Annotated in this window: 20 protein-coding genes and 1 tRNA gene; 11 read left to right on the top strand and 10 right to left on the bottom strand. The window is 73.6% G+C overall.

The features are described from left to right. Positions 1–260: 260 nt before the first annotated feature. On the bottom strand, positions 261–1,913 hold the full coding sequence (locus tag P696_RS0124160; protein ID WP_026414358.1) for a penicillin-binding transpeptidase domain-containing protein: 1,653 nt from the start codon (positions 1,911–1,913) through the stop codon (positions 261–263). A 109-nt stretch (positions 1,914–2,022) separates the two neighbouring features. Here P696_RS0124160 and P696_RS0124155 point away from each other — a divergent pair, with 109 nt between their 5' ends. Both P696_RS0124155 and P696_RS0124150 read left to right on the top strand, forming a co-directional pair. Continuing rightward, on the top strand, positions 2,023–3,003 hold the full coding sequence (locus tag P696_RS0124155) for a LysR family transcriptional regulator (protein WP_026414357.1): 981 nt from the start codon (positions 2,023–2,025) through the stop codon (positions 3,001–3,003). Beyond that, positions 3,000–3,941, top strand: coding sequence for a serine hydrolase (locus P696_RS0124150; RefSeq protein WP_084338053.1), 942 nt, complete (start codon positions 3,000–3,002; stop codon positions 3,939–3,941). The genes P696_RS0124155 and P696_RS0124150 overlap by 4 nt, the downstream gene beginning before the upstream one ends. Before the next feature lie 220 nt (positions 3,942–4,161). Here P696_RS0124150 and P696_RS0124145 read toward each other — a convergent pair whose 3' ends face one another. Beyond that, positions 4,162–4,740 (bottom strand): DinB family protein, encoded by a 579-nt coding sequence (locus P696_RS0124145; protein WP_026414355.1) that lies wholly within the window; start codon positions 4,738–4,740, stop codon positions 4,162–4,164. A gap of 244 nt (positions 4,741–4,984) precedes the next feature. Here P696_RS0124145 and P696_RS52885 point away from each other — a divergent pair, with 244 nt between their 5' ends. Beyond that, the gene (locus P696_RS52885) at positions 4,985–7,648 is read left to right on the top strand and encodes an AAA family ATPase (protein ID WP_051468087.1); all 2,664 of its coding nucleotides are present in this window, start codon (positions 4,985–4,987) and stop codon (positions 7,646–7,648) included. Between the two features lie 388 nt (positions 7,649–8,036). Here P696_RS52885 and P696_RS0124135 read toward each other — a convergent pair whose 3' ends face one another. Beyond that, complete coding sequence (locus tag P696_RS0124135) at positions 8,037–8,573, bottom strand: RNA ligase 1 family protein (protein ID WP_026414354.1); 537 nt, start codon at positions 8,571–8,573, stop codon at positions 8,037–8,039. Positions 8,574–8,638: 65 nt separating this feature from the next. Here P696_RS0124135 and P696_RS47665 point away from each other — a divergent pair, with 65 nt between their 5' ends. Next, positions 8,639–9,712 carry a lipocalin family protein gene (locus P696_RS47665; protein ID WP_051468086.1) on the top strand — a complete coding sequence of 358 codons (1,074 nt, stop codon included), beginning with the start codon at positions 8,639–8,641 and terminating at the stop codon, positions 9,710–9,712. Between the two features lie 91 nt (positions 9,713–9,803). Here P696_RS47665 and P696_RS47660 read toward each other — a convergent pair whose 3' ends face one another. After that, positions 9,804–11,066: a helix-turn-helix transcriptional regulator gene (locus P696_RS47660; RefSeq protein WP_051468085.1), complete on the bottom strand. Its 1,263-nt coding sequence runs from the start codon at positions 11,064–11,066 to the stop codon at positions 9,804–9,806. A gap of 211 nt (positions 11,067–11,277) precedes the next feature. Between P696_RS47660 and P696_RS57000 the strand changes: the two genes are divergently transcribed. The 7 genes from P696_RS57000 (at position 11,278) to P696_RS0124090 (ending at position 18,192) form a co-directional block, all read left to right on the top strand. Then, positions 11,278–13,170 (top strand): ATP-binding protein, encoded by a 1,893-nt coding sequence (locus P696_RS57000; protein WP_051468084.1) that lies wholly within the window; start codon positions 11,278–11,280, stop codon positions 13,168–13,170. Continuing rightward, a complete protein-coding gene (locus P696_RS47650; RefSeq protein ID WP_051468083.1) occupies positions 13,160–13,615 on the top strand; it encodes a roadblock/LC7 domain-containing protein in 456 nt (151 codons plus the stop codon). The genes P696_RS57000 and P696_RS47650 overlap by 11 nt, the downstream gene beginning before the upstream one ends. A 1-nt stretch (position 13,616) precedes the next feature. After that, entirely contained in the window at positions 13,617–13,973 is a 357-nt protein-coding gene (locus tag P696_RS0124110; protein ID WP_026414353.1) for a DUF742 domain-containing protein, read from the top strand. Beyond that, positions 13,954–14,613, top strand: a complete 660-nt coding sequence (locus tag P696_RS0124105; protein WP_084338047.1) for a GTP-binding protein — start codon at positions 13,954–13,956, stop codon at positions 14,611–14,613. The genes P696_RS0124110 and P696_RS0124105 overlap by 20 nt, the downstream gene beginning before the upstream one ends. Then, positions 14,610–15,890 (top strand): cytochrome P450 family protein, encoded by a 1,281-nt coding sequence (locus tag P696_RS47645; protein ID WP_064744103.1) that lies wholly within the window; start codon positions 14,610–14,612, stop codon positions 15,888–15,890. The genes P696_RS0124105 and P696_RS47645 overlap by 4 nt, the downstream gene beginning before the upstream one ends. Before the next feature lie 56 nt (positions 15,891–15,946). Next, on the top strand, positions 15,947–17,179 hold the full coding sequence (locus tag P696_RS0124095; protein ID WP_026414351.1) for a cytochrome P450 family protein: 1,233 nt from the start codon (positions 15,947–15,949) through the stop codon (positions 17,177–17,179). 86 nt (positions 17,180–17,265) lie between these two features. After that, positions 17,266–18,192: a MerR family transcriptional regulator gene (locus P696_RS0124090; protein ID WP_026414350.1), complete on the top strand. Its 927-nt coding sequence runs from the start codon at positions 17,266–17,268 to the stop codon at positions 18,190–18,192. A gap of 182 nt (positions 18,193–18,374) precedes the next feature. On the opposite strand, the gene P696_RS0124085 is transcribed toward P696_RS0124090, so the two are convergent. The 6 genes from P696_RS0124085 to nagA form a co-directional block, all read right to left on the bottom strand. Continuing rightward, positions 18,375–18,448 (bottom strand) — tRNA-Ala (locus P696_RS0124085). A 186-nt stretch (positions 18,449–18,634) separates the two neighbouring features. Beyond that, entirely contained in the window at positions 18,635–19,354 is a 720-nt protein-coding gene (sepX, locus tag P696_RS0124080; RefSeq protein WP_026414349.1) for a divisome protein SepX/GlpR, read from the bottom strand. A gap of 244 nt (positions 19,355–19,598) precedes the next feature. Continuing rightward, positions 19,599–20,222, bottom strand: coding sequence for a GNAT family N-acetyltransferase (locus tag P696_RS0124075; protein ID WP_034486649.1), 624 nt, complete (start codon positions 20,220–20,222; stop codon positions 19,599–19,601). Between the two features lie 268 nt (positions 20,223–20,490). Continuing rightward, positions 20,491–21,324 (bottom strand): class II fructose-bisphosphate aldolase, encoded by an 834-nt coding sequence (locus P696_RS0124070; RefSeq protein WP_026414347.1) that lies wholly within the window; start codon positions 21,322–21,324, stop codon positions 20,491–20,493. After that, on the bottom strand, positions 21,312–22,319 hold the full coding sequence (locus P696_RS0124065; protein ID WP_026414346.1) for a 1-phosphofructokinase family hexose kinase: 1,008 nt from the start codon (positions 22,317–22,319) through the stop codon (positions 21,312–21,314). The genes P696_RS0124070 and P696_RS0124065 overlap by 13 nt, the downstream gene beginning before the upstream one ends. Further along, positions 22,316–23,434, bottom strand: coding sequence for an N-acetylglucosamine-6-phosphate deacetylase (gene nagA, locus P696_RS0124060; protein WP_342669038.1), 1,119 nt, complete (start codon positions 23,432–23,434; stop codon positions 22,316–22,318). Before nagA ends, P696_RS0124065 begins: the two co-directional genes overlap by 4 nt. Between the last annotated feature and the right edge of the window lie 339 nt (positions 23,435–23,773).

Genomic DNA, 23,773 nt, shown 5'->3' with positions numbered 1-23,773 from the left:
GCCACACGCAGTGACCTGGGTTGTGGTCCCCTGTCGTGGCGGGTGCCGGCGGGTCGCCCGCAACGCCAGAAGGGACGTACCCGTCGGCACCCGACACTGGGGGGTCGGGCCGGGCGCGCCCGTAGCCGACGGAGATCCAGACCCCGCCCCCGCCAAGAAACGAGGTCGACCGTCATTCGCGCCCGGCCCGTCTGCGCCCAGCCTGCCGAACCCCGATCAACAACCGTTCAACGCCGCCGATCCCAGCTCAGCCGACCGAATCAGCCGACCGAGCCCAGGAAGGTCGCGGCGATCGGCGCGGCGGCCTCGGCGCCGGTGCCGCCGCCCTCGACGATCGCGGCGAAGGCCAGGTCACTGCGGTAGCCGATGAACCAGGCGTGCGTGGGCGGGTTGTCGCCGCCGCCGAACTCGGCCGTGCCGGTCTTGCCCGCCGTCCCGGACGGGAAGTTCACGACGCGCGCCGTGCCCTCGGAGACGACGGCGGGCATCAGCGAGTGCAGCGCCGTCTTGATGGCGGGGTCGAGCCGGTGCGGGGGCTCGGGCTTGCGTCCGCCCGCGTCGGCGGCCTGCGAGGCGAGGTCGGCCGGGACGATCCGGGGCGTCCGCCACGTGCCGTCCGCCGCCGCGCCCGCGACGCTCGCCATGTTCAGCGGGCTGGTCAGCACCTCGCCCTGGCCGAACGACTCGGCGGCGAACGCGGTGTCGTCCTTGGCCCCCGGGAACGCGGCCCGGACGGCGGGCAGCCCGCCCACGATCGGCGCGTTGAACCCGAACTGCTGCGCGACCGACGTCAGCTTCTTCTGCCCGAGCTTCTCCACAGCGAGCTGCGCGAACGTGGTGTTGCAGGAGTGCGCGAACGCGTCCCGCAGCGGGATCGTGCCGAAGCTCTCGTACTTGTAGTTCTTGAACTGCCGGCCGCCGACGTTGATCGTCGCCGGGCACGGCACCGGGGTCCCGGCGTCCATCCCGCCCGCGACGAGCGCCGCGGCGGTGACGACCTTGAACGTCGAGCCCGGCGGGTAGTGGCCGAGCAGCACCCGGTTCAGGCCGCCCGGCTTGTTCGCGATGGCCAGGATCTCCCCCGTGGACGGACGCAGCGCGACGAGCGAGGCGGGCTTGTCCACGCCGGACAGCGCCTGCCCGGCGGCCTTCTGCACCCTCGCGTCGATCGTCGTGCGCAGCGGCCGGCCGTCCTGGCCGCCGAACCGCTTGATCGTCGAGACCGTCCGCCCGGACGCGTCGACGACCTGGACGGTCATCGCGGGCGTCCCGGCGAGCCGCTTCTCGTACTGCTTGCTCAGGCCGTCCACGCCGACCGGGTCGCCCTTGCGGTAGGGCGCGCCGAGCTTCTTGGCCGCCTCGTCCGTCGCCGGGCCGACCGGCCCCACGATCTGCTGCACGGACCCCGACGGCGAGCCCTCCATGGACGAACCGTCCGCGTAGCTGATCTGCCCGCGGGTCGGCCAGGAGCGCGAGGCGGTGAGGCGCTGCCCCTCCTTCAGCGTCGGGTAGAGGACGGTCGGCGACCAGTCCACCTTCCACTCGCCGCCGGACTTGGTGAACCCGAGCGTCCCGTCGTAGCTCCAGGTGCGGCCCCCCGCGAGGGTGAGCTCCGCGGAGTACGCGCCGCCCGCCTCGCCGCCCTTCGGCTTGCCGACGGACGCGACCGTGTACTTCTGCGCCGTCGCGCCCAGGTCGTCGCGCTGCTTGGCGAGCCTCGTGGTGAGGTCGACGGGCGGGACCGCCGTGAGGTCGCGCATCGCGGCGTAGTCCCCCCGGCTCCACGCGGCGGTGAACTTCTCGGCGGTGCCCTTCGGCCCGTCGTCTCCCCTGAGCAGCCAGAACGCCCCGGCTCCGACGAGCACGACGGCCACCGCGGCTGCGGCGACCGCCATCCACCGGGATCGCGTCATGACATCCCCCTCTTGGTGCGGTGAGCTCACAGAACACCAGGTCATCGGGGGTATGTCCAAGAGTGGTATCGATCCCGCAGCGGTATGGGAATTGATATCGTTCCAGGTCATGGACATCGTTGGGCATCTCGCCCACTTCGTCGTCGTCGCCGAGGAACTGCACTTCGGCCACGCGGCGGAGCGGCTCGGCATGGCCCAGCCCCCGCTGAGCCAGCGCATCCGCAGGCTGGAGGACGAACTCGGGGTGCGGCTCTTCGACCGGACGAGCAGGAGGGTCGAGCTGACCGCCGCCGGGCGGCTGCTCCTGCCCGAGGCGCGCGACGTGCTCGGACGCGTCGACCGGATCCGCGAGCTCGCCGACCGCGCCCGCAGCGGCGAGGTCGGCCTCGTGCGCGCGGGACTGCCGTCCGACCTCGGCGGCGACGTCGTCGCGGCGCTGGTGTCGGCGTTCCGCGACCGGCGTCCCGACCTGCGGCTCACCCTGCGCGAGACGAGCACGGCCGAGCAGCTCCGCGCCCTCGCGGACGGCTCGCTCGACGTCGCCGTCCTGCGCCACCCCTGCGACACCCGCGGTCTGGCGCTCGGTCCGATGCTCGCGCAGCCCCTCGGCGTCCTGCTCGCGGCGGACGACCCGCTCGCCTCCGCGCCGGAGCCCCCGGTGGACTCGCTCGGGGGCCGTGACCTGGTGCTCTTCCCGCGCGACGAGGCCCCGGGGGTCCACGACGACCTGCTGGCAGCCTGCCGCCGGAACGGGTTCGAGCCGCCGGTCGTCCACGAGGCCCGGCACCCGCAGTTCGCGCTGGGGCTCGTCCTGTCCGGCACGGCGGTCGCGCTCGTCCCGCGCCCGGCCGACGTGACCGGCGCCACCGGCACCGGCGGCGGGGGCGGGGCGGTGTGGCGTCCGCTGGCCGGGGCGCCGCTGGCGCTGCGCACCTCGTGCGCCTGGCGGCGCGACGCGGAGGACCCGGCGGTGGCAGACTTCGCGGCCGTGACCACCGACGTCCTGCGCGAGGTCGCCGCGATGCGGCCGCTCGACGCCGTCCCGCCGCGGCGCGTCGTGCTGCGCCCGTCCTCCGGGTTCCTGGCATGACCGCCCGCGCCCCCAAGGCCGGTTCCGCAGCCGGATCGGTGTCCGTGGCCGCGCGCGAGACGCTGCGGACGATCGAGCGGGCGTTCGCCGAGGCGGGCGTCTCCGGACGCCTCCACGCGGTGGACATCGACACCGGCCGCGAGCTCGGCGTCGGCGCGGACGACCCGGTCGTCCTCGCCTCGGTCTACAAGGTCCCGCTTCTGGTCGCGTTCCTCCGGCTGGCCGCGCGCGGCGTCCTGGACCCGTCCGAGCAGGTCACCCTGCGGCCGGACGAGCGGACCGAGGGCGGCACCGGCCTCTCGGTCATGCTGGACGACGTGACGATGTCGCTGCGCGACCTGGCCTGCCTGATGATCACGGTCAGTGACAACGCCGCGGCGGACGCCCTCTACGCGCGCGTCGGACGGGACGAGATCAACGCGGCGCTGGAGGCGCTGGGCCTGCGCGGCGTCCACGTGACCGGCGACGGCCGGGACCTGTTCGGCGCGCTGCTCGCCGACTCCGGCGCGGCCGACCTCGGCGAGCTGTGGCAGCGCCTGGACGAGCCGGGGATGATCGACCGTCTGGGCTCGCTCGACCCGTCCCGCACCAGCGACGGGACCCCGCGCGAGCTGACCCGGCTGCTGTCGATGATCTGGCGGGACGAGGCCGCCCCCGCCGCCGAGTGCGCGCTGATGCGCCGCCTGCTCGGCCTCCAGGTGTGGCCGCACCGGCTGTCCTCGGGCTTCCCGCGCGACGACGTCCGGGTCAGCGGCAAGACCGGGACGCTACTCACCCTGCGTAACGAGATCGGGGTCGTCGAGTACCCCGACGGCGGACGCTACGCCGTGGCCGTCTTCACCCGCGCGTCCGAGCCTGTGGCCGTCGCGCCGCGCGCGGACGCCGTGATCGGAACCGCCGCCCGCATCGCCGTCGAGGCGCTGCGCCGGATGACCTGAGAACGGCCAGAGGAACACGAGGGGCCCGTCAGCGGCGGGATCCCGGACGGTTGGGGCCGTCCGGGATCCGCGCTGAGGGAGTGCCCGGCCAGAACGCAGCGGTCGTCATGAGGCCAGGCCAACGCTCGGCACGCCTGCCAACCCCCTGGAGGCGCGCCGACGTCAGCGACCCTGACACGAGTCGATCAACGCTGGATTACCGCGCAGGTCAGAGGCGGTTTCAGCCGGGGGTTCCCGGCCGCCAGGGCGTGATCCACGGCATGTCCGGCCAGTCCTCGGCGGCGGCCATGAGCGGGAAGGCGGTCGCGCCGTCGATCGACTCGCGGACGATGTCGGCGTGCCCGGCGTGCCGCGCGGTCTCCTGGATCAGGTGCAGCAGCACCCAGCGGAGCGACCAGGCGTCCACGTCCTGCGGGAACCAGGGCACGCCCTTCGGGATCGGGACGGGATACCCCAGGTCGGCGATCCCGCCGACGACCCTGTCGGTGCGTTCGGCGGCGCGCGCGTAGTCGGCGAGGACGCCTTCCAGGGTGTCGTCCGGGCCGAAGACGAAGGCCGCGGCGTGCGCCTCGGGGTCGTTGTCGCGCGGCAGGCGCTCCACCATGTTCATCCAGTTGCGCTCGGCGCGCGTGACGTGCTTGATCAGGCCGCCGACGCTCAGCGAGCTCGCGGACGGCGTGAGCCCCGCCTGCTCGTCGGTGAGCCCGTACGCGGCGATGCGCAAAACGTTCCGCTGCTGCGCGAGGAAGGCCGTCAGGCCGTCGCGCTCGTCCTCGACAGGACGCACGTTTCCCGGCATGCCGTCATCCTCGCATCCCTCCCGCTGCCCCTCCGCTCCGGCTCCGCGGGTTCCGGACGGCCGGTACCCGCCAACCGGGAATCTCACTCTCGACGGGACGGGCGGGGAGGCGGAGACTGGCGGGATCCGGCGGAGCACGGGCCCGGGCCGCGTCGTCCGGGCCGCGTCCTCCGGATCCCGGACGGGCGACACGTCCGGAAACGTAGGCTGTACCCCTGTTTTGGACGTCCCTGGGGAGAATGCGTTGCGGCTGCCGGAGCACCTGGAACTGCTGCTCACCGACGAGCCGGTCCTGGACGTGTACGCCCACGGCCCCTGGCGCGTCCCGGACGGCCTGTTCGACGAGGTCGCCGCCCGGATCGACGCGCTCGCCGCGGACCCGCGCGCGGCGGGCCTCACGACCGACGAGCACAAGCTGCTCACGCTGCCCGCGTCCCTGGTCACGGCCGAGATCTTCGCGATCCTGGCGTTCCTGCCGGGCGGCGGCGCGATCAAGGCCGGGTCGTGGTCGCAGCTCCCCGAACGCCTGCTGTACCGGCACCTGGCGAACCCCGCGCCGCTGAGCACCCGCATGACCCGCTGCGACGCGCCCGGCGGCCGGTGGCGTCCGCCGCTGGACTGGCTGGTGGAGGCCCCGGACCGGGAGCTCGCGATCGACCTGGCCCGCGAGTGCCTGGTCGCGCTGGAGGGCATCGAGCCGCTGGAGACCCGCCGCCGCGCGCTGATCGACCTGTACGACGCGCCGCCGCCCGGCGAGGTCAACCTGCCGAAGATGGAACTGCGCGAGCAGTGGCACGCGCACGCGCCCGAGAGCGTCCTCGCCGCCGTCCCGGAGCTGCTCGGGCCGGTCGGGTACCTGGAGTGGGTGTGCGAGGGGCTGCTCGCGGCGCGCGAGCACCTGATGGCCGTCGCGCCGCGCGAGGAGTCGGTCGAGACCCATCTCGTCCAGCTGCTGCTGCAGGGCAGCATGGAGCACGTACCGCCGGAGCTGGCGGTCGCGGTCGGCGAGGACCGGTACCGCGAGGTCCGCGCCCGGTTCCCGGTCGAGCGGCGCGGGTTCAAGGCCGCGGCGTGGCAGGAGCAGACGCGGTCGTGGCTGGTCGCGGCCCTGGTCTCGGGCGCGGCGGACGCCTGCCGCGCCTGGCTCGACATGTCGATGCGGTTCGTCGCGATCGTCCAGGGACTGCCCGGCGACCCGTGGTTCCCGCGCCCCGAGTGGATTCCGGTCGTCCAGTTCCAGACCGACCTGCGGCGCCTCTTCGCGCCGCGCCGCCGGGTGCCGAACCCGCTCGCCGACCGGCTGAGGCCCGCCCCGGGCGAGCCCGCCGCCGTGCCCGCCGCGCCGTCCACGGGCCTGGTGGACCAGCCGGAGCTGACCGCCGCGCTCGACCGCGTCCTCGCGGGCGCCACAGCGGGCGCGGGCGCGCCCCGTCCGGGCGTCCGGCTGCTGCTCGCCGGGCCGGACGGCACCGGCAAGCGGGACGCCGCGCAGGAGCTCAGCCGCGCCCTGTCCCTGAGCCGCGACCCGCTCTGGCTGACCGCGAACCTGCTGGTCGGGCAGCGTCTCCCGGACGCCGTCGCCAAGCTCCACGCCGACGTCCGCGACTGCGGCGCCGACCGCCTCCTGGTGTTCGAGGGCCTGGACGCCGTGGTCGCCGACCCGAGCCTCGGCGAGGCCGTCGCCGAGGAGCTGCACCGGCTGCTCGCCATCCATCCCGAACTGCACGTCGCCGCGCTCTGCGACGCCGAGGGCGACCACCGGATCGGCGAGGTCAACCCCGTCCTGCCACAGCGGTTCCGGATCGCGCGGACCCGCCCGTTCACCGCCGACGGGCACGCCGAACTGTTCCGCCGCGCGCTCGCCGTCCGCGGCGCCCGCGCGACCCGGCACGCCCTCGCCGCCGCCGGGACGCTGCTCGCCGCGACCCCGCCCGTCCAGACCCTCCGCAACGCCCGCCTCGCCCCCTACCTGGCCGACCTGGTCCTCTCCGGGCTGAGGACCGCCGAGGACGAGCAGCCGGTCGTCCGGAAGGGCGACGTCCCGGCGACGCTCGACACCGCGAAGGCCGCGGGCGACCCGATGGCCGAGCTCGCCGCGCTGACCGGGCTGGAGAACGTCAAGCACGAGATCGCGCTGCTCGCCGCGACCGCGCGCGTCGACCGGGCGCGCGTCCGCTCCGGCCTGCGGGTGAGCACGCCGACCCGGCACATGGTCTTCACCGGCAGCCCCGGAACCGGCAAGACGATGGTCGCCCGCCTGCTCGGACGGATCTACCGGCGGCTCGGCGTCCTGTCGTCCGGGCACCTGGTCGAGGCGTCCCGGACGCACCTGGTCGGCGAGTACATCGGCCAGACCGCGCCGCGCACCCGCCGCCTGGTCGAGCGCGCGGTCGGCGGCGTCCTGTTCATCGACGAGGCCTACACCCTCACGCAGTCGCCGCTGAAGGGCGACTACGGCCACGAGGCGATCGCCGAGCTGGTCAAGCTCATGGAGGACCACCGCGACGACCTCGTCGTGATCGTCGCCGGATACCAGCGCGAGATGGCCGAGTTCCTCGCCGCCAACCCCGGCCTCGACTCGCGCTTCCCCAAGCAGATCCACTTCCCCGACTACACCGACGAGGAACTGGTCGCGGTGTTCGCCGCGCTCGCCCAGGACGACGGCTTCCTCCTGGACGACGAGCTCCCCGGCGTCCTGTCGGCCATGCTGCGCCGCGTCCCGCGCGGAGCGGCCTTCGGCAACGGACGCCTCATGCGGAACCTTCTGGACATGGCCGTCGCCAACCAGGCCCAGCGCATCGCGTCCCTCCCCGACCGCCCGAGCCGCGACGCCCTGGTCACCCTCGTCGCCGACGACATGCCGCCGATCTGGGACCACCCCGAGGAGCTCTACGGCCTCTACCTGTAGGCCCGGTGGCGGTGGCCTGTCCTCCAGGTGAGAAGTCCACGCGCGCACGAGAAGTCCACGCGCCGCCCGTCCCCCGCACCGGACCGCTCACCGCAGGTGACCGACCGCTCACCGACGCGCTCCCGAAGCGAGTGAACCCGCGCGTCCGACCCCGCTAACTTCATGCGCACCGAAGTGGATGGCGATCGCGCCAGGCCCAAGGGGGCGGAACGGAAGCGCTCGGGAAGGCGCGTCCGTTCCGGGCCTGACGCGCCGGGTCCGCCTGCGGTGTGGGGGGACGGGGTCACGGCGGCACACCGCCGCCGTGACTCCCCACACCCCTTCCGACGGGGTCGGGACGGAGCACCACGAACCGTCCCGACCCGCCCCCGGGATCCCGATCAGCCGATCAGCGCCGCATGTCGCGGCGCTTCAGCTTCGCCATCCGCCCGTCCGGCGCGTGCCACACGATCCCCTCGTACGGGTGGGTGAGCAACCACTCGCGCAGCCCGTCGAAGTCGAGCGGAACGCCGACGAGGCGCTGGCCTCCGTGCGGAACGAGGGTGTGCTCGTCCACGCCCTCCGGGTTGCCGTTGACCTTCGGGCCGATCAGCTCGTACGTGCCCTCCTCCCAGACGGCGTCCCCCGCGGCGGCGCACAGGTACTTCCAGTACGCGGACGACTCGGCGGGCTCCCAGCCGACGGTTTTGCCGGTCGCCTCGTCCGTGCCGAGCGGGAGGAATCCGTCCGGGGCCGTCCGGCCGGAGCGGACCTCGCGGCGCGCCCACCACCGCGCGCCGTCGAACCGGACGCAGGTGCCGTCGAACTTGCGGGTCGGGACGCCGTCACCGGCGAGAACCCAGGCGCAGTCGGGGTGGGGAACGCGGGTCACATGCTTCGGATCGGTGTCCCGGTCACGGAGGAAAACGGTCGGAATCTTGCGCATGGAGTCGATTGTGCGACGGATCTGGGCCTTCCTCGACGGGTTTTCGCAGGGCTAGGGTGCGGGCCATGATCCAAGATCACAAAGGCCGGACGCGGCGGCTGACCGCGCTGGGGGCGGCGTCCGCGGCGGCGCTGTCCCTCCTCCTGGCCTCCCCCGCCTCAGCCTCCGCCGACACGGTGGGAGTCTCGATCCCGAAGGACGAGTCGCCGCACAACGCGACGCGCGAGTGGTACTACTACACCGGCCACCTGAGCGGTGTGGACAGCAAGGGCAAGCGCCACGACTACGGCTTCGAGCAGGTGTTCTTCCGCAACCAGATCCAGTACCCGAGCCTGTCGGGGTACGCGGGGAACCTCGCGGTCACCGACCTCACGGGCGACAATTTCAAGTGGGAGTCCAAGGCCGCCGGGATGCCCGACACGATCCCGGCGGACGGCGGGTACGACATCGCCGTCGACGACTGGAACATGTCCGGGAAGAACGGCTCCTACAAGCTGGGCGGCGGCTTCCAGGACGGCTCGTACAAGCTGGACCTGGCGCTCAGCCAGAGCACCCCGCCCGCTCTGCACGGGAACTACCAGGGCGTGCGCGGCCTCATCGACTACGCCCAGTGGGGCCAGTCGTACTACTACTCCTACACGAACCTGAAGACCTCGGGCACGGTCTACGACCACGGTGAGGCCATCAAGGTCACCGGCCAGTCGTGGTTCGACCACCAGTACGGGGACTTCAAGCCCGGCTACGGCCGCTGGGACTGGTTCAGCATCCAGCTGACCAACGGCAGCCAGTACATGGTGTACCTGATCAGCGACAAGTCCGGCCTGGTCCGGCGGGCCGGGACCCTGGTCCGGCCGGACGGCTCGACCACCGACCTCGACCCGTCCAAGCTGTCGATGACCCCCGTCAGCAGCTGGACCAGCCCCGTCACCAAGCTGACCTACAGCAGCGGCTGGAAGGTCAAGGTCCCGGGCGGCACGTTCACCGTCACGCCGCAGCGCAAGGACCAGGAGGTCGCCTGGGACCAGGCTCCCGGCGGCGGCTACTGGGAGGGCGCCTCGACGGTGACCGGCACGATCAACAACTGCAGGGTCTCCGGCCAGAGCTACGTCGAGATCACCAGCCCCGACACGGTTTTCTAGACCCGCGTCGCCGGTGATCCCGCTCCCGCCGCCCGGCTTCGTCCCGGGCGGCGGGATCCCCGATCGCGGACGGCGGGTCCGGAGCGGCTGTTCAGCCCGCCACGACGGGACGGGCCAGGGACGTGCGGCCCCACTCGCGGAGCTGGGCGCTGAAGCGGGCCGCGTGCGCCTCCTCCGCCCAGGGCGCGGCGGCGGCCTCCAGGTCGCGGGCGCGCTGCCACACCGGACGGATCGGAACCTGACGGGTCAGGTCGAGCGCCCGGCATCCGAGGCCCATGGCCCGCCGGACGTCCTCCTCCAGCAGCGCCGTCGCGACGTCGAGGCCGACGAGCGCCTCCGTCCAGCGGGATCCGGAGCTGCGGACCATGGGTTCGATGGCCGAGGCGTATTCGAGCGCCCGGCCCGTGTCGCCCGTCGCGACGTGGACGGTGACCGCACTGGCCAGCGTCCGGGCCGTGCTGTACGGGCCGAACGAGACGCACGGCGGGAATCCTGTAGGAAGCCGGTCGCGGCCACGCTCCGACAGTTCGATCGCTTCGTCGAGTAGGCGTTCCGCGTGTGCGCGCGCGGTGGCGTCGCCCAGGCGCGCGAGGGGCCGGGCGCGTCCGGTGGAGAGAAGGCGGATCGCCTGCGGCCCGGTCGGGTCCAGCCGGACGGCGGCCTCGGCGGCGGCGTCCGCTTCGCCGAAACGTCCCTGGTCGTAGAGCGCGAGCGAGCGCGTCCCCGCGGCCCACATGCGCATGTCGACGTCGTCGGCGTATCCAGCGAGCAGCTCGGCCTCGGCGAGGTATGCCTCCGCGACGACCGGACGTCCCAGGTGGACGGCCATGTAGCCGAGCAGTCCTCCCGCGCGCGCGGCGGCGGCGAACAGTTCGCGGCGCTGCTTGGGCGGTTGCTGTCCGCGCAGCAGCGCGTGCAGCGACCGGCGCAGCTCGCGCGCCTCGGGGGCGAGCGTCCAGGGGCCGAACTCCTCGTAGCGGTCCACGATGCGTCCGAGGGAGAGCCGGGCGATGCGCAGCACGTCCGGGTCGGCGTTGGACACGCCGAGCGCGCGGGCGTCGGCGAGGATCATGGTCGGGTCGCCCAGGTCGGGCAGCGTCCGGTCGTCCTCGGACGCGCCGCCCGGATCGTCCTCGGCGGACTCGGCGGGACCGGCGAACCAGGCCCGCGCCCGCGAGGCCGGGACGTCCAGGATCCGCGCGATCTCCGCGATGTGCTGCGTGCGGGGTGCGCGCTCGCCCCGCTCCCACCGGGCCCAGGTCGAGGTGGCGACGTGCACCAGGTCGGCCGCGTCCGCCTGGGTCAGCCCCTGGAGCTCCCGTGCCCGCACGAGTTCCCGTCGCTGGTCGCTCATAGGAACCGCATTCTCACGCACAAGTATGGTGGAATGCCCGGTAAGTGCCCACTTTGTAGGCAAAAGATCACCGAGTGCGCCCGAGCCGGGCAGCGGATGCTCTCGCGCCCCGCCCGCGCCCGCCGCCAGCATAAGACGCCGAGGAGCCGCCCTCACCCGCCCCCCGGGCCCGGCCGGCGACGCCCCCGCCCGCTCTACCCCGAAAGGGAACATGAGTCCTTCCGCGCCCGCGCCGGACCCGTCCCTCTCCTCCAGGCCGCTCTCGTACGCGCTCTGGACCTCGGCCGGCGCCACCCTCGCGCTCACCTCGGCAGGTCCCTGGCTGTTCACCGGCGGCGCCCGCTGGCCCGCCTGGGGCGTCGCCCTCGCCGCCGCGCTCGGCACCACCGTCCTCGCCGTCCTGACCGCGGTGCGCGCGAACGCCCGGCAGGCGCGGACGGCACGCCGGGTGGACGAGCTGACCGCCGAGCGGGCCGCCCTGCTCTCCGAGCGCGACGCGCTCACCACCGACCGGGCGCGCCTGCACGAGCAGTGGCGGCAGTACTCGGCGACGCTCACCGACGCCAACGGCCTGCTCCGCAAGGGCGTCGAGCAGCTGCTCAGCGACGCCCTGCCCGCCGTGCTCGCCGACCGCGACGCGCCGCTGCCGCCGCCCGAGCAGGACGAGGCGTTCGGCGCCGACCTCACCGAGCTGCGCGACCGCGCCCTCGAGGACCTGCGGGCCACCGCGCGCGACAACGACCTGTCCCGCCGCGTCGCCGAACGCGAGGCGCGGTACGCGCGAGAGGACGCGGCGGAGGCTGCCCAGGCAGCCGAAGCCGCCGCCGAGGAGGCCGCCCAGGCCGCGCAGCAAGCCCTCGACGAAGCCGCCGCGGCAGCGCAGAAGGCACTGGACGAGGCCGCCGACGCGACGCGCGCCGCGCTCGCGGAGGCCGCCGAGGACGCCGACGGACGCCTCGACTCCCAGCGCATGGTCCTCGTCGCGCTCGGACGACGGCAGCAGACGCTGATGCACCGCGTCCAGGCCGCCGCCGAACGGCTCGCCGAGTCCCGCCGCGACGACCCCGAGGTCTACGCCGCAGGGCAGGTCGTCGACCACCTCGCCGCGCAGGCCGCCCGCCTCGCGCAGAGCCTCGTCGTCGCCTGCGGGACCTGGGAGGGCCAGCACTGGCCCGAGCCGATGCGCCTCGCCGAGACCGTCCAGGCCGCGACGGCCCGCATCGAGGACTTCCGGCGCGTCCGGATCGAGGGCGACCCGCCGGTGGCCGTCCGCGCCGCCGTCCTGGAGCCGGTGATCCACCTGCTGGCCGAGCTGCTCGACAACGCGACCACGCTCTCCCCGAGCGCCACCGACGTCATCGTCGGGCTGTCGGCGGGGGCGTCGGGCGCGGTCGTCCGGATCGACGACCAGGGCACCGGACTGGAGGAACCGCGCCTGTCCGAGGCGCAGCGCATGGTCGTCGGAGAGCAGACGATCGACCTCGCCGAGCTGGGCGAGGTGCCGCGGCTCGGCCTGGTCGTCGTCGGACGTTACGCGAGCCGCCACGGCCTGCACCTGGCGCTGGAGCCGTCCCCGTACGGCGGGCTGCGCGTCGTCATCCGCGTCCCGGACGACCTCACCACGACCGTCCGTGCCCCAGGACTGGAACCGCGCCCCGCCGCCACGCCTGAACCCGCGCCCGCTTCCGTTCCGCCCGCGCCTGAACCCGCTTCCGCCGCCGCTCCGGCCGCGCCGACCGTCGTCGAGGCGGCTGCGGCGCGGGACGACGAGAGGCCCGACGAGATCCGCGGGCTGCCCAAGCGGACGTCGCGCCGCCGCTCGGGCGAGGCGCCGCGCCCGGCGTCCGAGCCGCTGGCCGAGCTCGCGCCCCCGCCGTCCAGCCCGGATGAGGCGGGCGCCTTCATCGCCTCGCTCTTCACCGAACCGGAGCCGGGAGGCGAGACCGTTCCCGAGGACTCCGAGTCCGAGGACTCCGCGCCCGCCGACACTGCGCCCGATCCATCCGAATCATCCGACCTGTCCGACTCGACACCGCACCCGACCGAGGCCGACACGTCGGCCGAGACCACCGAGCCGTCCCCAGGAGACGACCTTGACCGCTGACCAGGACTGGATGATCGACTCACTGGCCCGGGTCGCCGGCGTCCGCCATGTCGTGCTGTGCTCCCGGGACGGCCTCGTCATCGCGCGCTCGGCGTCCCTGGCCCGGGACGAGTCGGAGCGCCTGGCCGCGACCTGCACGAGCCTGCTGTCGGTGTCCCGGTCGGTGGCCGGGACGTACGGCACCGGCGGACGCGCGCTGTACCAGGTGATGGCCCAGTACGAGGGCGGCGTGCTGTTCCTGCGCGGCGCCGCCGAGGGCACCTGCCTCGGCGTCCTCACCCAGGGCGTGATCGACCCGGCGCTGATCGGCCAGGAGATGCAACGGCTCGTCCTGCGCTACGGCGAGACCGCGCTGCGGACGCCGCTCCGCGACGGCCCGGCGGGCGGCTTCGCCCCGGTCGGCGGCCCGGGCGCCGCGTCCGCCGGGCCGGGCGCGGGCGCGTGAGATGACCGAACCGGACGAGGCACGCGACACGCCGCTGCGCCCGTTCGTCCTCACCCGCGGGCGCGCCGCGACCCGCCGCGGGCTCACGGTCGACACGCTGCTCAGCACCGCCCCGGCCGACGCGCCGCTCCGCGTGGACGCGCCGCCGCAGGCCCGCGACCTGCTCACGCTCTGCCGCCGCGGCGTGCTGTCGGTCGCCGAGGCCGCCGCGCACCTGCGGCTCCCGGTGAGCGTGGTGCTCGTCCTCGCCGACGACCTCATCACCTCGCACCACCTGACCGCGCGCGCCGGCAGCACGTCCACCGCTCCCACCCCGTCCCTACTGCAGGAAGTCCTCGATGGCCTCCGTCAGCTCTGAACCCGCCGCCCAGGACTCGGCATCCCTGGACGCGGCAGCGCCGGACTCGGCAGCCCCGGACGACGAGGTCCGGTTCGTGCCGGGCACGGTCGAGCGCACCGCGAAGATCCTGGTCGTCGGGTCGTTCGGGGTGGGCAAGACGACCTTCGTCGGCTCGGTCAGCGAGATCGAGCCGCTGCGCACCGAGGAGCCGATCACCGCGGCCTCGGTCGGCGTGGACGACCTGCGCGGCCTGCCCGCCAAGACCACCACGACCGTCGCGCTCGACTTCGGCCGCGTGTCGCTGTCCGAGCGGCTCGTCCTGTACCTGTTCGGGACGCCCGGACAGCGCCGGTTCTGGGACATGTGGGCCGGGCTCGCCGAGGGCGCCACCGGCATCCTCGTGCTCGTGGACGTGCGGCGGCTCGCCGACAGCTTCGAGGTCATCGACCAGCTGGAGGACGCCGGCCTGGACGCGTTCGCGGTCGCCGTGAACCGCTTTCCCGACAGCCCCGACCACGACCCCGCCGCGCTGCGCGAGGCGCTCGACCTGCTCCCCCGGACGCCCGTGCTGACCTGCGACGCCCGCGACCGCGAGTCGGCCGTGGCGTCCCTGGTCCGGCTGGTCGAGCACGTCATCGACAGGAATGAGACCCGGTGACCGCCACCGATCTGTACGCCTTCCCCGAGGTCATGCCCCTCGCCGCGACCACCGCCGACCCGGACGCGGCGCTCGAGCGGCTGTGGCGCGAGCACGGCCCGGTCGCGCCGGTCGAGCTGATGCCCGGCGTCCGCGCCTGGCTGGTGATGGGCTACGCCGAGATCCGCCAGATCACCACGCAGGACCACCTGTTCAGCCGGAACGCCAACAGCTGGAGCCTCGTCCAGGACGGCACGGTCGGCCCGGACTCGCCGCTCGGCCCGATGATGTTCCACCGCGACAACGTGATCGGCGCGGACGGCGACGAGCACCGGCGGCTGCGCCGTCCGATCGAGCAGGCCATGGCCGGGCTGGACCACCGCGCGCTGCGCCGCACGGTCGAGCGCCTGTCGACCGAGCTGATCGACCGGATCGCCCCGGCCGGACGCGGCGACCTCATCGCCGACTACGCCGCGTCCATCCCGGTGCTGGCGATCGGGGAGCTCATCGGCCTCGACCCCGGGCGCGCGCGTGAGCTGCTCGAGGCGATGAACCTGCTGTTCTCCAGCGGCCCGCGCGCGCAGGAGGGCAACGCCAAGTTCGAGGCGCTGCTGAACGAACTCGTCACGTCCCGTATGGACGGCGGCTCTCCCGACCTCACCGGCTTCCTCGCCGCGCACGAGGACCTCGGGACGATGAGCGAGATCCTGCAGACGCTGGTCGTGGTCGTCTCCGCGTCCAACCACACGTCCATCTCGTGGATCGCCGAGACGCTGCGGCTCATGCTGGTCGACCCGCGGTTCGCCGGGCGGATCAACGGCGGTCGGCTGTCCATCGACGACGCGCTGGACGAGGTCCTCGCCCGCCAGCCACCGATGATCAACTTCCCGGCGCGCTACCCGCTGGCCGACACCGTCCTCGCGGACCGTCCGGTGCGCAGGGGGGACGCGCTGATCCTCGGCCTCGCCGCCAGCGCCCGCGACACCCGCGTCCACGCGTCCGACTGGTGGACGCGCGGCAGCCGCGCGCACCTGGCCTGGTCGGTCGGCCCGCACGCCTGCCCCGGCCGCGACCCGGCGCGCACGATCGCCCGGACCGCCGTCGCCACCGCCCAGCACCTGCTCGGCGACCTGCGGCTGGCCTGCGACCCCGGCGAGATCGACTACCAGCCGAGCCCCTGGATCCGCACCGCCGTCAGCCTCCCGGTGACCTTCACCCCGCGAACCCCCGCCAGCGCCCCGCTCCCGACCACCCCGCTCGCGACCACTTCGGAGACCACCCCGCTCCCGACCTCGTAGACCGCGCGGCTCCGGATCCCGGAGTCCGTGCGGCGGACGACCGCCTTGGAGACCCCATGACCGCAGTCCCGTCCCCCTCCGCCGAGATCCCCGTCATCGAACTCGACCCGACCGCGGCCGACCACCACGGCGAGGCCGCCCGGCTGCGCGCCGCCGGGCCGGTCGTCCGCGTCGTCCTGCCGGGCGGCGTCCGCGCCTGGGCCGTCACCACGCACGCCCTGGTCGAGGAGCTCGTCCGCCACCCGGACGTCAGCAAGGACTACCGGAACTGGACGGCGGTGAAGACCGGCGAGCTCGCCGACGACAACCCCATCATCGGGATGATCAAGGTGGACAACCTGGTCACCGCGGACGGAGCCGAGCACACCCGGCTACGCCGCCCGATCATCGGGCAGTTCACCCGCAAACGGGTGCAGGACATGGTCCCCGCGATCACCGCCGCCGCGACGACCCTGGTCGACGCCCTCCCGACCACCGAGGTCGTCGACCTGCGCGCCCACTTCGCCGCGCAGTTGCCGCTCCAGGTCATCTGCGAACTCCTCGGCGTCCCGGACGACCAGAAGGCCCGCCTGCGCCACCTCGTGGACGCCATCTTCCGCACCGACACGACCGCCGAGGAGGTCGTCCAGGTGCAGGCCGAGATCCCGCGCCTGCTCGGCGACCTGATCCGGGCCCGCGCGGACGCCCCCGGCGACGACCTGACCAGCGCCCTCATCGGCGTCCACGCCGCCGACCCGGCCGCCCTGTCCGCCGAGGAGCTCGCGGGGACGCTCTGGGTGCTGCTCACCGCCGGGCACGAGACGACCATCAGCCTCATCTCCAACGCCGTCCGCGCGATGCTCACCCACCCCGAGCAGCTCGACGCCGCCCTGGCCGCCGAGGACCCGTGGCCCGCCGTCGTCGCCGAGACCCTCCGCTGGGACGCCCCCATCGGCAACTTCCCGGCCCGCTACCCCCTCGAGGACCTCACGATCGGCGGCGTCACCATCCCCGCCGGGGACGCGGTCATCGCCCCCTACACGGCCGTCAACCGCGACCCCGCCCACCACGGCGCGGACGCCGACCGGTTCGACCACGCCCGCGAGCAGAGGGGCGACCTGGCCTTCGGCGCGGGCCGCCACAGCTGCCCCGGCTCGCACCTGGCCGAGGTCGAGGCCCGCATCGCCCTCGCCGTCCTCTTCGACCGCCACCCGAAGATGACCCTCGCCGTCCCCGCGGACGACCTCCCGCCCGTCCCCAGCCTGTTCACCAACAGCGTCGCCGCCCTCCCCGTCCGCCTCACCCCCTGACCCACCCGTCCGGGCGGGCTTCCTCGCGAGGCCCGCCCCTCCGGGGTGTTGAACCTCCCCATGGGGGAGGTGCCAGGGTGGTCCGCATGCAGGGCGAAGCGACCTACTCGATCGGCGAACTGGCCGACACGGCCGGCGTGACGGTGAAGGCCGTCCGCTTCTACACCAACCACGGGATCCTCCCCGAGTCCCACCGGACGGCCTCGGGCCACCGCCGGTACGGCCCGTCCGCGGTCGCCCGCCTCGCCCTCGTCCGCACGCTCCGCGACCTCGGCCTGGACCTCGCCACCGTCCGGCGGATCGTCGACCGCGAGACCACCCCCGCCGAGGCCGCCGCCGCCCACGCCGACGCCGTGGCCGTCCAGATGCGCGTGCTGCGCCTGCGCCACGCCGTCCTCACCACGGCCGCCCGCCGCGACAGCACCCCGGAGGAACTCGAACTCATGCACCGCCTCGCCCGCCTCTCCACCGCCGAACGCGACGAGCTCGTCACCGACTTCCTCGACCACGCCTTCGGCGCCCCCGACAGCCCCCTCCCGCGCGTCCTGCGCCGCTCCCTCACCCCCGAACTCCCGGACGACCCCACCTCCGAGCAGCTCGCCGCCTGGGTCGAACTCGCCGAGCTCACCCAGGACGACGCGTTCCGCGCCCTCATGCGGTCCCTCTTCAACGACCACATGGCCGACCATCCGACCAGCCCGCCCCGCAAGCACGCCGTCGGCCTGGTCACCGAGACCGTCCGCCCCCTCCTCGCCGCGGACGTTCCCCCCGGCTCCCCGCAGGCCACCGCCGCCGTCACCCACGTCGCGACCGCCTACGCCGCGTCCCTGGACGTCCCGGACGACCCGTCCCTGCGCACCCGCCTGGCCGCCTACCTCACCGCCGCCAACGACCCCCGCCGCGAGCGCTACCTGACCCTCCTGGCCACCGTGAACGGCTGGTCCCCACCCGACCACCCCCGCCAGGAACTCACCTGGTTCCTCACCGCCCTCAGGCGCGTCCCCCACGCCTGACCATCCGCCGCCCCAGACTGTGACCTGCATCGCGTCAACCCAGCCCAACGCGCCCCCGCGCGCCCGGACTGCGCCATCGAGCCCCATCCCCGATCGCCACCTGGCCCTGAAGGACAGGAGGCCCTCCGGAAAACGACAGAGGCCCTGCCTCCCTTTCGGGAGGCAGGGCCTCTGGTCTGCGGTGGAGCTGAGGGGATTTGAACCCCTGACCCCCTCGATGCGAACGAGGTGCGCTACCGGACTGCGCTACAGCCCCGCGGACGTGACTAGGTTAGCGCACTCTGGCAGTGGTTCGCGCGCCGGAAAACCGCCGCCCCTCCCGCCCTCTGGGTGCGCGGCCTTCAACTGCGGCACCCTTCGACGGCACATGCGGCTTCTCGCCTTCGAGGACTCCAAGGGTGTGGGAGGTCACTCGCCTGCGCGGGGCCTCAGGAGTGCGGGGTCACTCGCCGACGGCGCGGCGGTCTTCGACGGTGCGGCCGTCCTCGGCGTACTGGTCGAAGACCTCGTCCTCGGTGCGGCCGACGAACTCCAGGACCTCGGCGGACGGCTCGTGGGTCGCCGGTTCCGGGGTCACCGGCTCGGCGGCCTGCTCGGCCTCGGCGAGGACGCGGTCGGCCTCGGCGCGGGCGACCTCGGCCTCCTCGTGGGCGCGCGCCTGGTCCATCTGGACGGCGACGCGGAGCAGCGTGAGGTGGCCCGCCAGGAGCAGGACGGGCGGCGCGATGATCCACCAGGGCGCGAGGCCCAGGGCCGCGACAGAGACGGCCGTCAGGACGAGCAGGGTGAGCCCGACCGTCCGGCGGCGGCGGCGGGCGATCACCGCGGCGCGTCCGGGACGACGGGGGCCGCCCGGCTCGCCGGTCGCCCCCGCTTCGGCGTGCCCTTCGTCCTCGGCCGTGATCTCGGGCTCCTGCTCGGCCTCGGGACGGCCGGAACCGGCCGTCCCGGCGGCCTCGTGGGCGACGGCGTCGAGGTCGATCTCGGCGGTGTCGAAGTCGAGGTCGTGGTCGACGCCGCCGAGGTCCGCCCCGTCCTCGCGCTTGTGGAGGAGGCGGCGGGAGATGCCCGTCGTCGCCTCGGTGTCGCGGCGGAGCCACATGGGCACCAGCACCACGGCCCAGACCGCGACGATGGCGAGGTAAAGGAAGGCGCTGCTCATCCGATCACCGCCCGGCGGCGCCGTTCCCGGGCACGGCGGGACGACGAGCCGACTTTCGGCGCGCGCACGTGCATTGGGAACAGGGTCACGCCACGCACGGTACGAGTCGGTGTCAGAGGTTGACGAGTATTAGGGGCGGTGTGTCGCGAGATCGATCTCGCGGTTACTCTCTGTTTGCCAGACCTTCTCTTCCGGAGGATTCTTACGAGACGCCTCCGCCCGAATCCCTCCGCCCGGGACAGGGTCAGGAGGGAGAGCGGGGAAATGCCTGCTTGGCACTGGCCAGCCAGCGTGATCGCAGGCCGCCGGGCACGTCCTCGACGGTCAGCGCGTAGCAGATGTGATCACGCCAGGCGCCGTCGATGTGAAGTTGGCGGCGGCGAATTCCCTCTTCCCGGAATCCGAGCTTTTCGACGACGCGCCGGCTCGCGGTGTTCTCCGGCCGAATATTGGCCTCCACCCGGTGCAGCCCGACGGTGAAGAAACAGTGGTCGACGGCGAGCGCGACGGCGGTCGGAATGACGCCGCGTCCGGCGACCTGCTTGTCCACCCAGTAGCCGATCTGCGCGGAACGGGCCGAACCCCACACGATCGCGCCGATCGTGAGCTGCCCGGCGAAGTTGCCCTCATAGGTGACCACCCAGGGCAGCGCGAGCCCCTGCCGCGCCTCGCGCCGCATGGTGTGGACCATGCTGACGTAGGGCCCGAGCCCGGTGCGGAAAAGCGGCGTCTCCGGATTGGTCGGCTCCCACGGCCGCAGCCAGTCGGCATTACGAACCCGCAGGTCACGCCAGACGGCCGCGTCGCGATGCCTCAGCGGACGCAGCCCGACCGGGCCCTCGCTCAAGGTGACCGGCCATCCACGCATCCGTTCCACGGCTCCCATGATTCCCCGGACGACGGTTCGGACGCCATCAATTGTCCCCGACGATCCGATCCGCCCGGCGGCCCGGTCCGGCATGGCCACGGCCCGGCCGCCCAGAAACGTTGTGCGGGCGGTTCCGGAGGCCGATCCCGCCCACATACCGGTCCGCACCACCGGACGGGGGGTCAGTCCAGGGCACGCCCTCGGCGCGGAACTCGGCCCCGGTCACGACGACAAAACCCGTGCCCAAATCGGACGGGCCGTGGCCGGCCTACGCGTGGAGGACGGCGAGGAGGCGGGTGATCTCGGTCGCGACGGCGTCCCGGGCCGGGCCCGCGTACTTGCGGGGGTCGACCATGGCGGGGCTCGCGTCCAGGACGCGGCGCAATTCGCCGGTGTAGACCTTGTTGAGCTGCGTCGCGATATTGATCTTGGTCATGCCCCTTTCGACGGCGGCGGTGAGGGTGGCGTCCGGCACCCCGGACGATCCGTGCAGAACGAGCGGGACCGGCACCGCCTCGCGCAGCTCGCCGATCAGGTCGAGGTCGAGGACGGCGTCCCGGGTGAGCATGGCGTGCGAGCTCCCCACCGCGACCGCCAGGGCGTCCACGCCGGTCGCGGAGGTGTAGGCAACGGCCTCGGACGGCTTGGTCCGGGCCCCCGGCGCGTGCACGCCGTCCTTGCCCCCGACCTCGCCGAGCTCCGCCTCCACCCACACGCCGCGCTCGTGGCACCAGCCGACGACCCTCGCGGTCTCCGCCACGTTCTCCTCGTAAGGCAGCGTGGACGCGTCGTACATCACCGATCCGACGCCGAGCAGCACCGCCTCGCGCACAAGATCGACGGACGTCGCGTGATCAAGATGGACGGCGACGGGCACGTCAGCGCCGCGCGCGACCGCCAGCGTCCCGGCCAGGATCGGCTCCAGCGCGCCGTGATAGCGCACACAGTTCTCGCTGATCTGGAGGATCACCGGCGCGCCCGCGCTCTCCGCGCCGCGCGCGATCGCGGTGGCGTGCTCCAGATGAACGAGGTTGAACGCACCGACGCCGCGCCGCCCGGACACGGCCGTGGCGACGATCTCACCGGTTCCTACGAGGGGCATGAGAATCCTTCGATCGCGATTTCGGGGAGAAGACGGGCATACAGATCGGGGTCGAAATCCCCCGCGACGGGCGCGGCGACCGCCGCCGCGGACAGCGCGACCGCGTCCCGCAACAGCTCGTCCCAGGGCCGTCCGAGCATCAGCGCACGAGCCGTGGCGGCGACGGCCGCGTCCCCCGCCCCGGTCGGATTCCCGACCACGGCGCCAGGCGGCACGGCCCGCCACACCCCTTCCGAGGTGACCGCGACCATCCCGCCCGCCCCAAGCGAGACCAGCACCGCCCCACCCCCCGCAGCCCGCAACTCCTGAGCCCGCCCCACAACCCCCCGAACCTCGTCCCCCCACAACTCCTCAGCCCGCCCAACCCCGCCGCCCCGGTGTTCTCTGGCCCGCTCGGCTGGATGCCGCTCGCCGCCTGTCCCTGCGGTGGCGCGCGCCAGCTCGTCCGCGTTGGGTTTGACCACGTCGGGGCGGCCGCGAACGCCCTCCGCCAGCGCCGTCCCGTCGGCGTCCAGGACGACCTGACCGGGCGTCCGCCGCACCAGCTCGGCATAGGCGTCCGACGGAACCCCAGGCGGCAGACTCCCCGAAAGCACCACGATCGAGGCGGACGCGGCGAGCGCATCGAAATGCCGAAGAAACGCCTGCCACTCCTCTGGCCGCACGTGCGGCCCGGCCTCGTTCAGGACCGTCGCCTCGCCGCTCCCCGTCTCCACGACGGTGAGCGTCCGGCGGGACGTCCCGGAGACGCTCACAAGGTCATGATTGACCTCTGACCTGTGCAAATCGTCCCGGATGAGCTCGCCGACCGCCCCACCCGCCAGGCCGGTCGCCGTGACCTCACAGCCAAGGGCGTGGGCCACGCGCGCCACGTTGATCCCCTTGCCTCCGGCCCGTTCCCGAACGGTCTGGACCCGGTGCGAGCCGCCACGCTCCAATTCACCGATCTCGTACGTGACGTCCAGCGCCGCATTCAGCGTGACGGCCAGGATCATCGCCACCGCCCGTCCTTCATCACCCGGGCGACGGAGTATCCCTCTCCGAGAACCACCAGGTCGGCGCGCTTCCCGACGTCCAGCGACCCGATCTCGTCATCGAGCCCGAGCGCCTGGGCCGGGACCAGCGACGCGGCGCGCGAGGCGTCCGCCGGCGGGATCCCGACGACCTCGACCGCGCGCCGGAACGCGTCCGCCATGGTGATCGTGCTGCCCGCGATGGACGTCCCGTCCTCGAGCGTCGCCCGTCCATCGGCGACGGTGACCGTCATCACGCCGAGCCGGTACGAACCGTCGCCCATCCCGGCGGCGGACATCGCATCCGTGATCAACGCGACCCGTCCGGCCGCCGCGGCGAACACTAGCCGGACGACCTCGGGCTCCACGTGCACACCGTCGTTGATCAGCTCCACGATGACCCGTGCGTCATTGAGCGCGGCGCCGACCGGCCCGCCCTCCCGGTGATGCAAGGGCCGCATCCCGTTGAACAGATGCGTGGCGACACGCGCGCCCGCGTCGAACGCCTCCCGCACACACGCCCCGGTCGCGTCCGTGTGTCCCACGGCCGCGACGACCCCGGCCCGAACGGCGTCCCGGACGAGGTCGGCCGCTCCCGGCAACTCGGGCGCCAGCGTGACCATGCGGACATGGCCACGTCCCGCCTCGACCAGCCGCGCGAACTCGTCCCGATCGGGTGCCCGCAACAACGCCGGATCATGCGCACCACACCGGCTCTCCGCCAGGTAGGGCCCCTCCAGGTGAATCCCGGCGACCCACCCCTCGTCAGCCGCATCGGCAAGCCCGGCGACCCCGTCGGCCAACTCCCCCGGCGTCCCCGTCACCAGGCTCGCGACCGTCGTGGTCGTCCCACTCCCCAGGTGGAACTCGGCAACCCGCCGCGCCTCGTCCAGCCGCCCCGACTGATACGAAGCCCCCGCGCCACCATGAACATGCACGTCAACGAACCCGGGCACGACAAACCGCCCCCGAAGATCCTCAACGACCTCCCGTCCCACTCCCCGTGAGGCGCCGCCAGGCTCCCCGGCCCCTCCCGTCGGGATGCCACCCCCAACCCCGACAATGCGCCCGTCCTGAACCCGAACCCACCCGTCCACCACCCCGTCCCGGAGCACGAGACGAGCGTTGACCAACGTCAACACAACGCAACCCCCTCAAGCCCAACCCGCCCGAACACCAACACCAGCCCGCCAACCACCACCGCCCTCACCCCAAACACCCCCAGACGCCCCCGCCCCGCCCCCTGGACACCACCGCAAGACCCCCCCGAAACCACGTCCAACCACCGACTGCAAGCGCCCGAATGCAACCCGACATACGCGCGGAAGCGAGCACAACGCGAACGCGAACGCAAGCGCGAGCGCGAGCGCAGACGCAAGCGCGAGCGCAGACGCGGACACGGACGCAGACACGAACGCAGACGCAGACGCGAACGC

Origin of the sequence: Actinomadura oligospora ATCC 43269, assembly GCF_000518265.1 — a bacterium.
Lineage (GTDB): Bacteria > Actinomycetota > Actinomycetes > Streptosporangiales > Streptosporangiaceae > Spirillospora > Spirillospora oligospora.
Note: the sequence above shows the minus strand (reverse complement) of the source record. Positions and strands in the feature narration are given on the sequence as shown.

Excerpts from the sequence above, each read along its gene's own strand:
- P696_RS0124160 (WP_026414358.1), bottom strand. The coding sequence starts at position 1,913 with ATGACGCGATCCCGGTGGATGGCGGTCGCCGCAGCCGCGGTGGCCGTC.
- P696_RS0124155 (WP_026414357.1), top strand. The coding sequence starts at position 2,023 with ATGGACATCGTTGGGCATCTCGCCCACTTCGTCGTCGTCGCCGAGGAA.
- P696_RS0124150 (WP_084338053.1), top strand. The coding sequence starts at position 3,000 with ATGACCGCCCGCGCCCCCAAGGCCGGTTCCGCAGCCGGATCGGTGTCC.
- P696_RS0124145 (WP_026414355.1), bottom strand. The coding sequence starts at position 4,740 with ATGCCGGGAAACGTGCGTCCTGTCGAGGACGAGCGCGACGGCCTGACG.
- P696_RS0124135 (WP_026414354.1), bottom strand. The coding sequence starts at position 8,573 with ATGCGCAAGATTCCGACCGTTTTCCTCCGTGACCGGGACACCGATCCG.
- P696_RS47665 (WP_051468086.1), top strand. The coding sequence starts at position 8,639 with ATGATCCAAGATCACAAAGGCCGGACGCGGCGGCTGACCGCGCTGGGG.
- P696_RS47660 (WP_051468085.1), bottom strand. The coding sequence starts at position 11,066 with ATGAGCGACCAGCGACGGGAACTCGTGCGGGCACGGGAGCTCCAGGGG.
- P696_RS57000 (WP_051468084.1), top strand. The coding sequence starts at position 11,278 with ATGAGTCCTTCCGCGCCCGCGCCGGACCCGTCCCTCTCCTCCAGGCCG.
- P696_RS0124110 (WP_026414353.1), top strand. The coding sequence starts at position 13,617 with ATGACCGAACCGGACGAGGCACGCGACACGCCGCTGCGCCCGTTCGTC.
- P696_RS0124105 (WP_084338047.1), top strand. The coding sequence starts at position 13,954 with ATGGCCTCCGTCAGCTCTGAACCCGCCGCCCAGGACTCGGCATCCCTG.
- P696_RS0124095 (WP_026414351.1), top strand. The coding sequence starts at position 15,947 with ATGACCGCAGTCCCGTCCCCCTCCGCCGAGATCCCCGTCATCGAACTC.
- P696_RS0124090 (WP_026414350.1), top strand. The coding sequence starts at position 17,266 with ATGCAGGGCGAAGCGACCTACTCGATCGGCGAACTGGCCGACACGGCC.
- sepX (WP_026414349.1), bottom strand. The coding sequence starts at position 19,354 with ATGAGCAGCGCCTTCCTTTACCTCGCCATCGTCGCGGTCTGGGCCGTG.
- P696_RS0124075 (WP_034486649.1), bottom strand. The coding sequence starts at position 20,222 with ATGCGTGGATGGCCGGTCACCTTGAGCGAGGGCCCGGTCGGGCTGCGT.
- P696_RS0124070 (WP_026414347.1), bottom strand. The coding sequence starts at position 21,324 with ATGCCCCTCGTAGGAACCGGTGAGATCGTCGCCACGGCCGTGTCCGGG.
- P696_RS0124065 (WP_026414346.1), bottom strand. The coding sequence starts at position 22,319 with ATGATCCTGGCCGTCACGCTGAATGCGGCGCTGGACGTCACGTACGAG.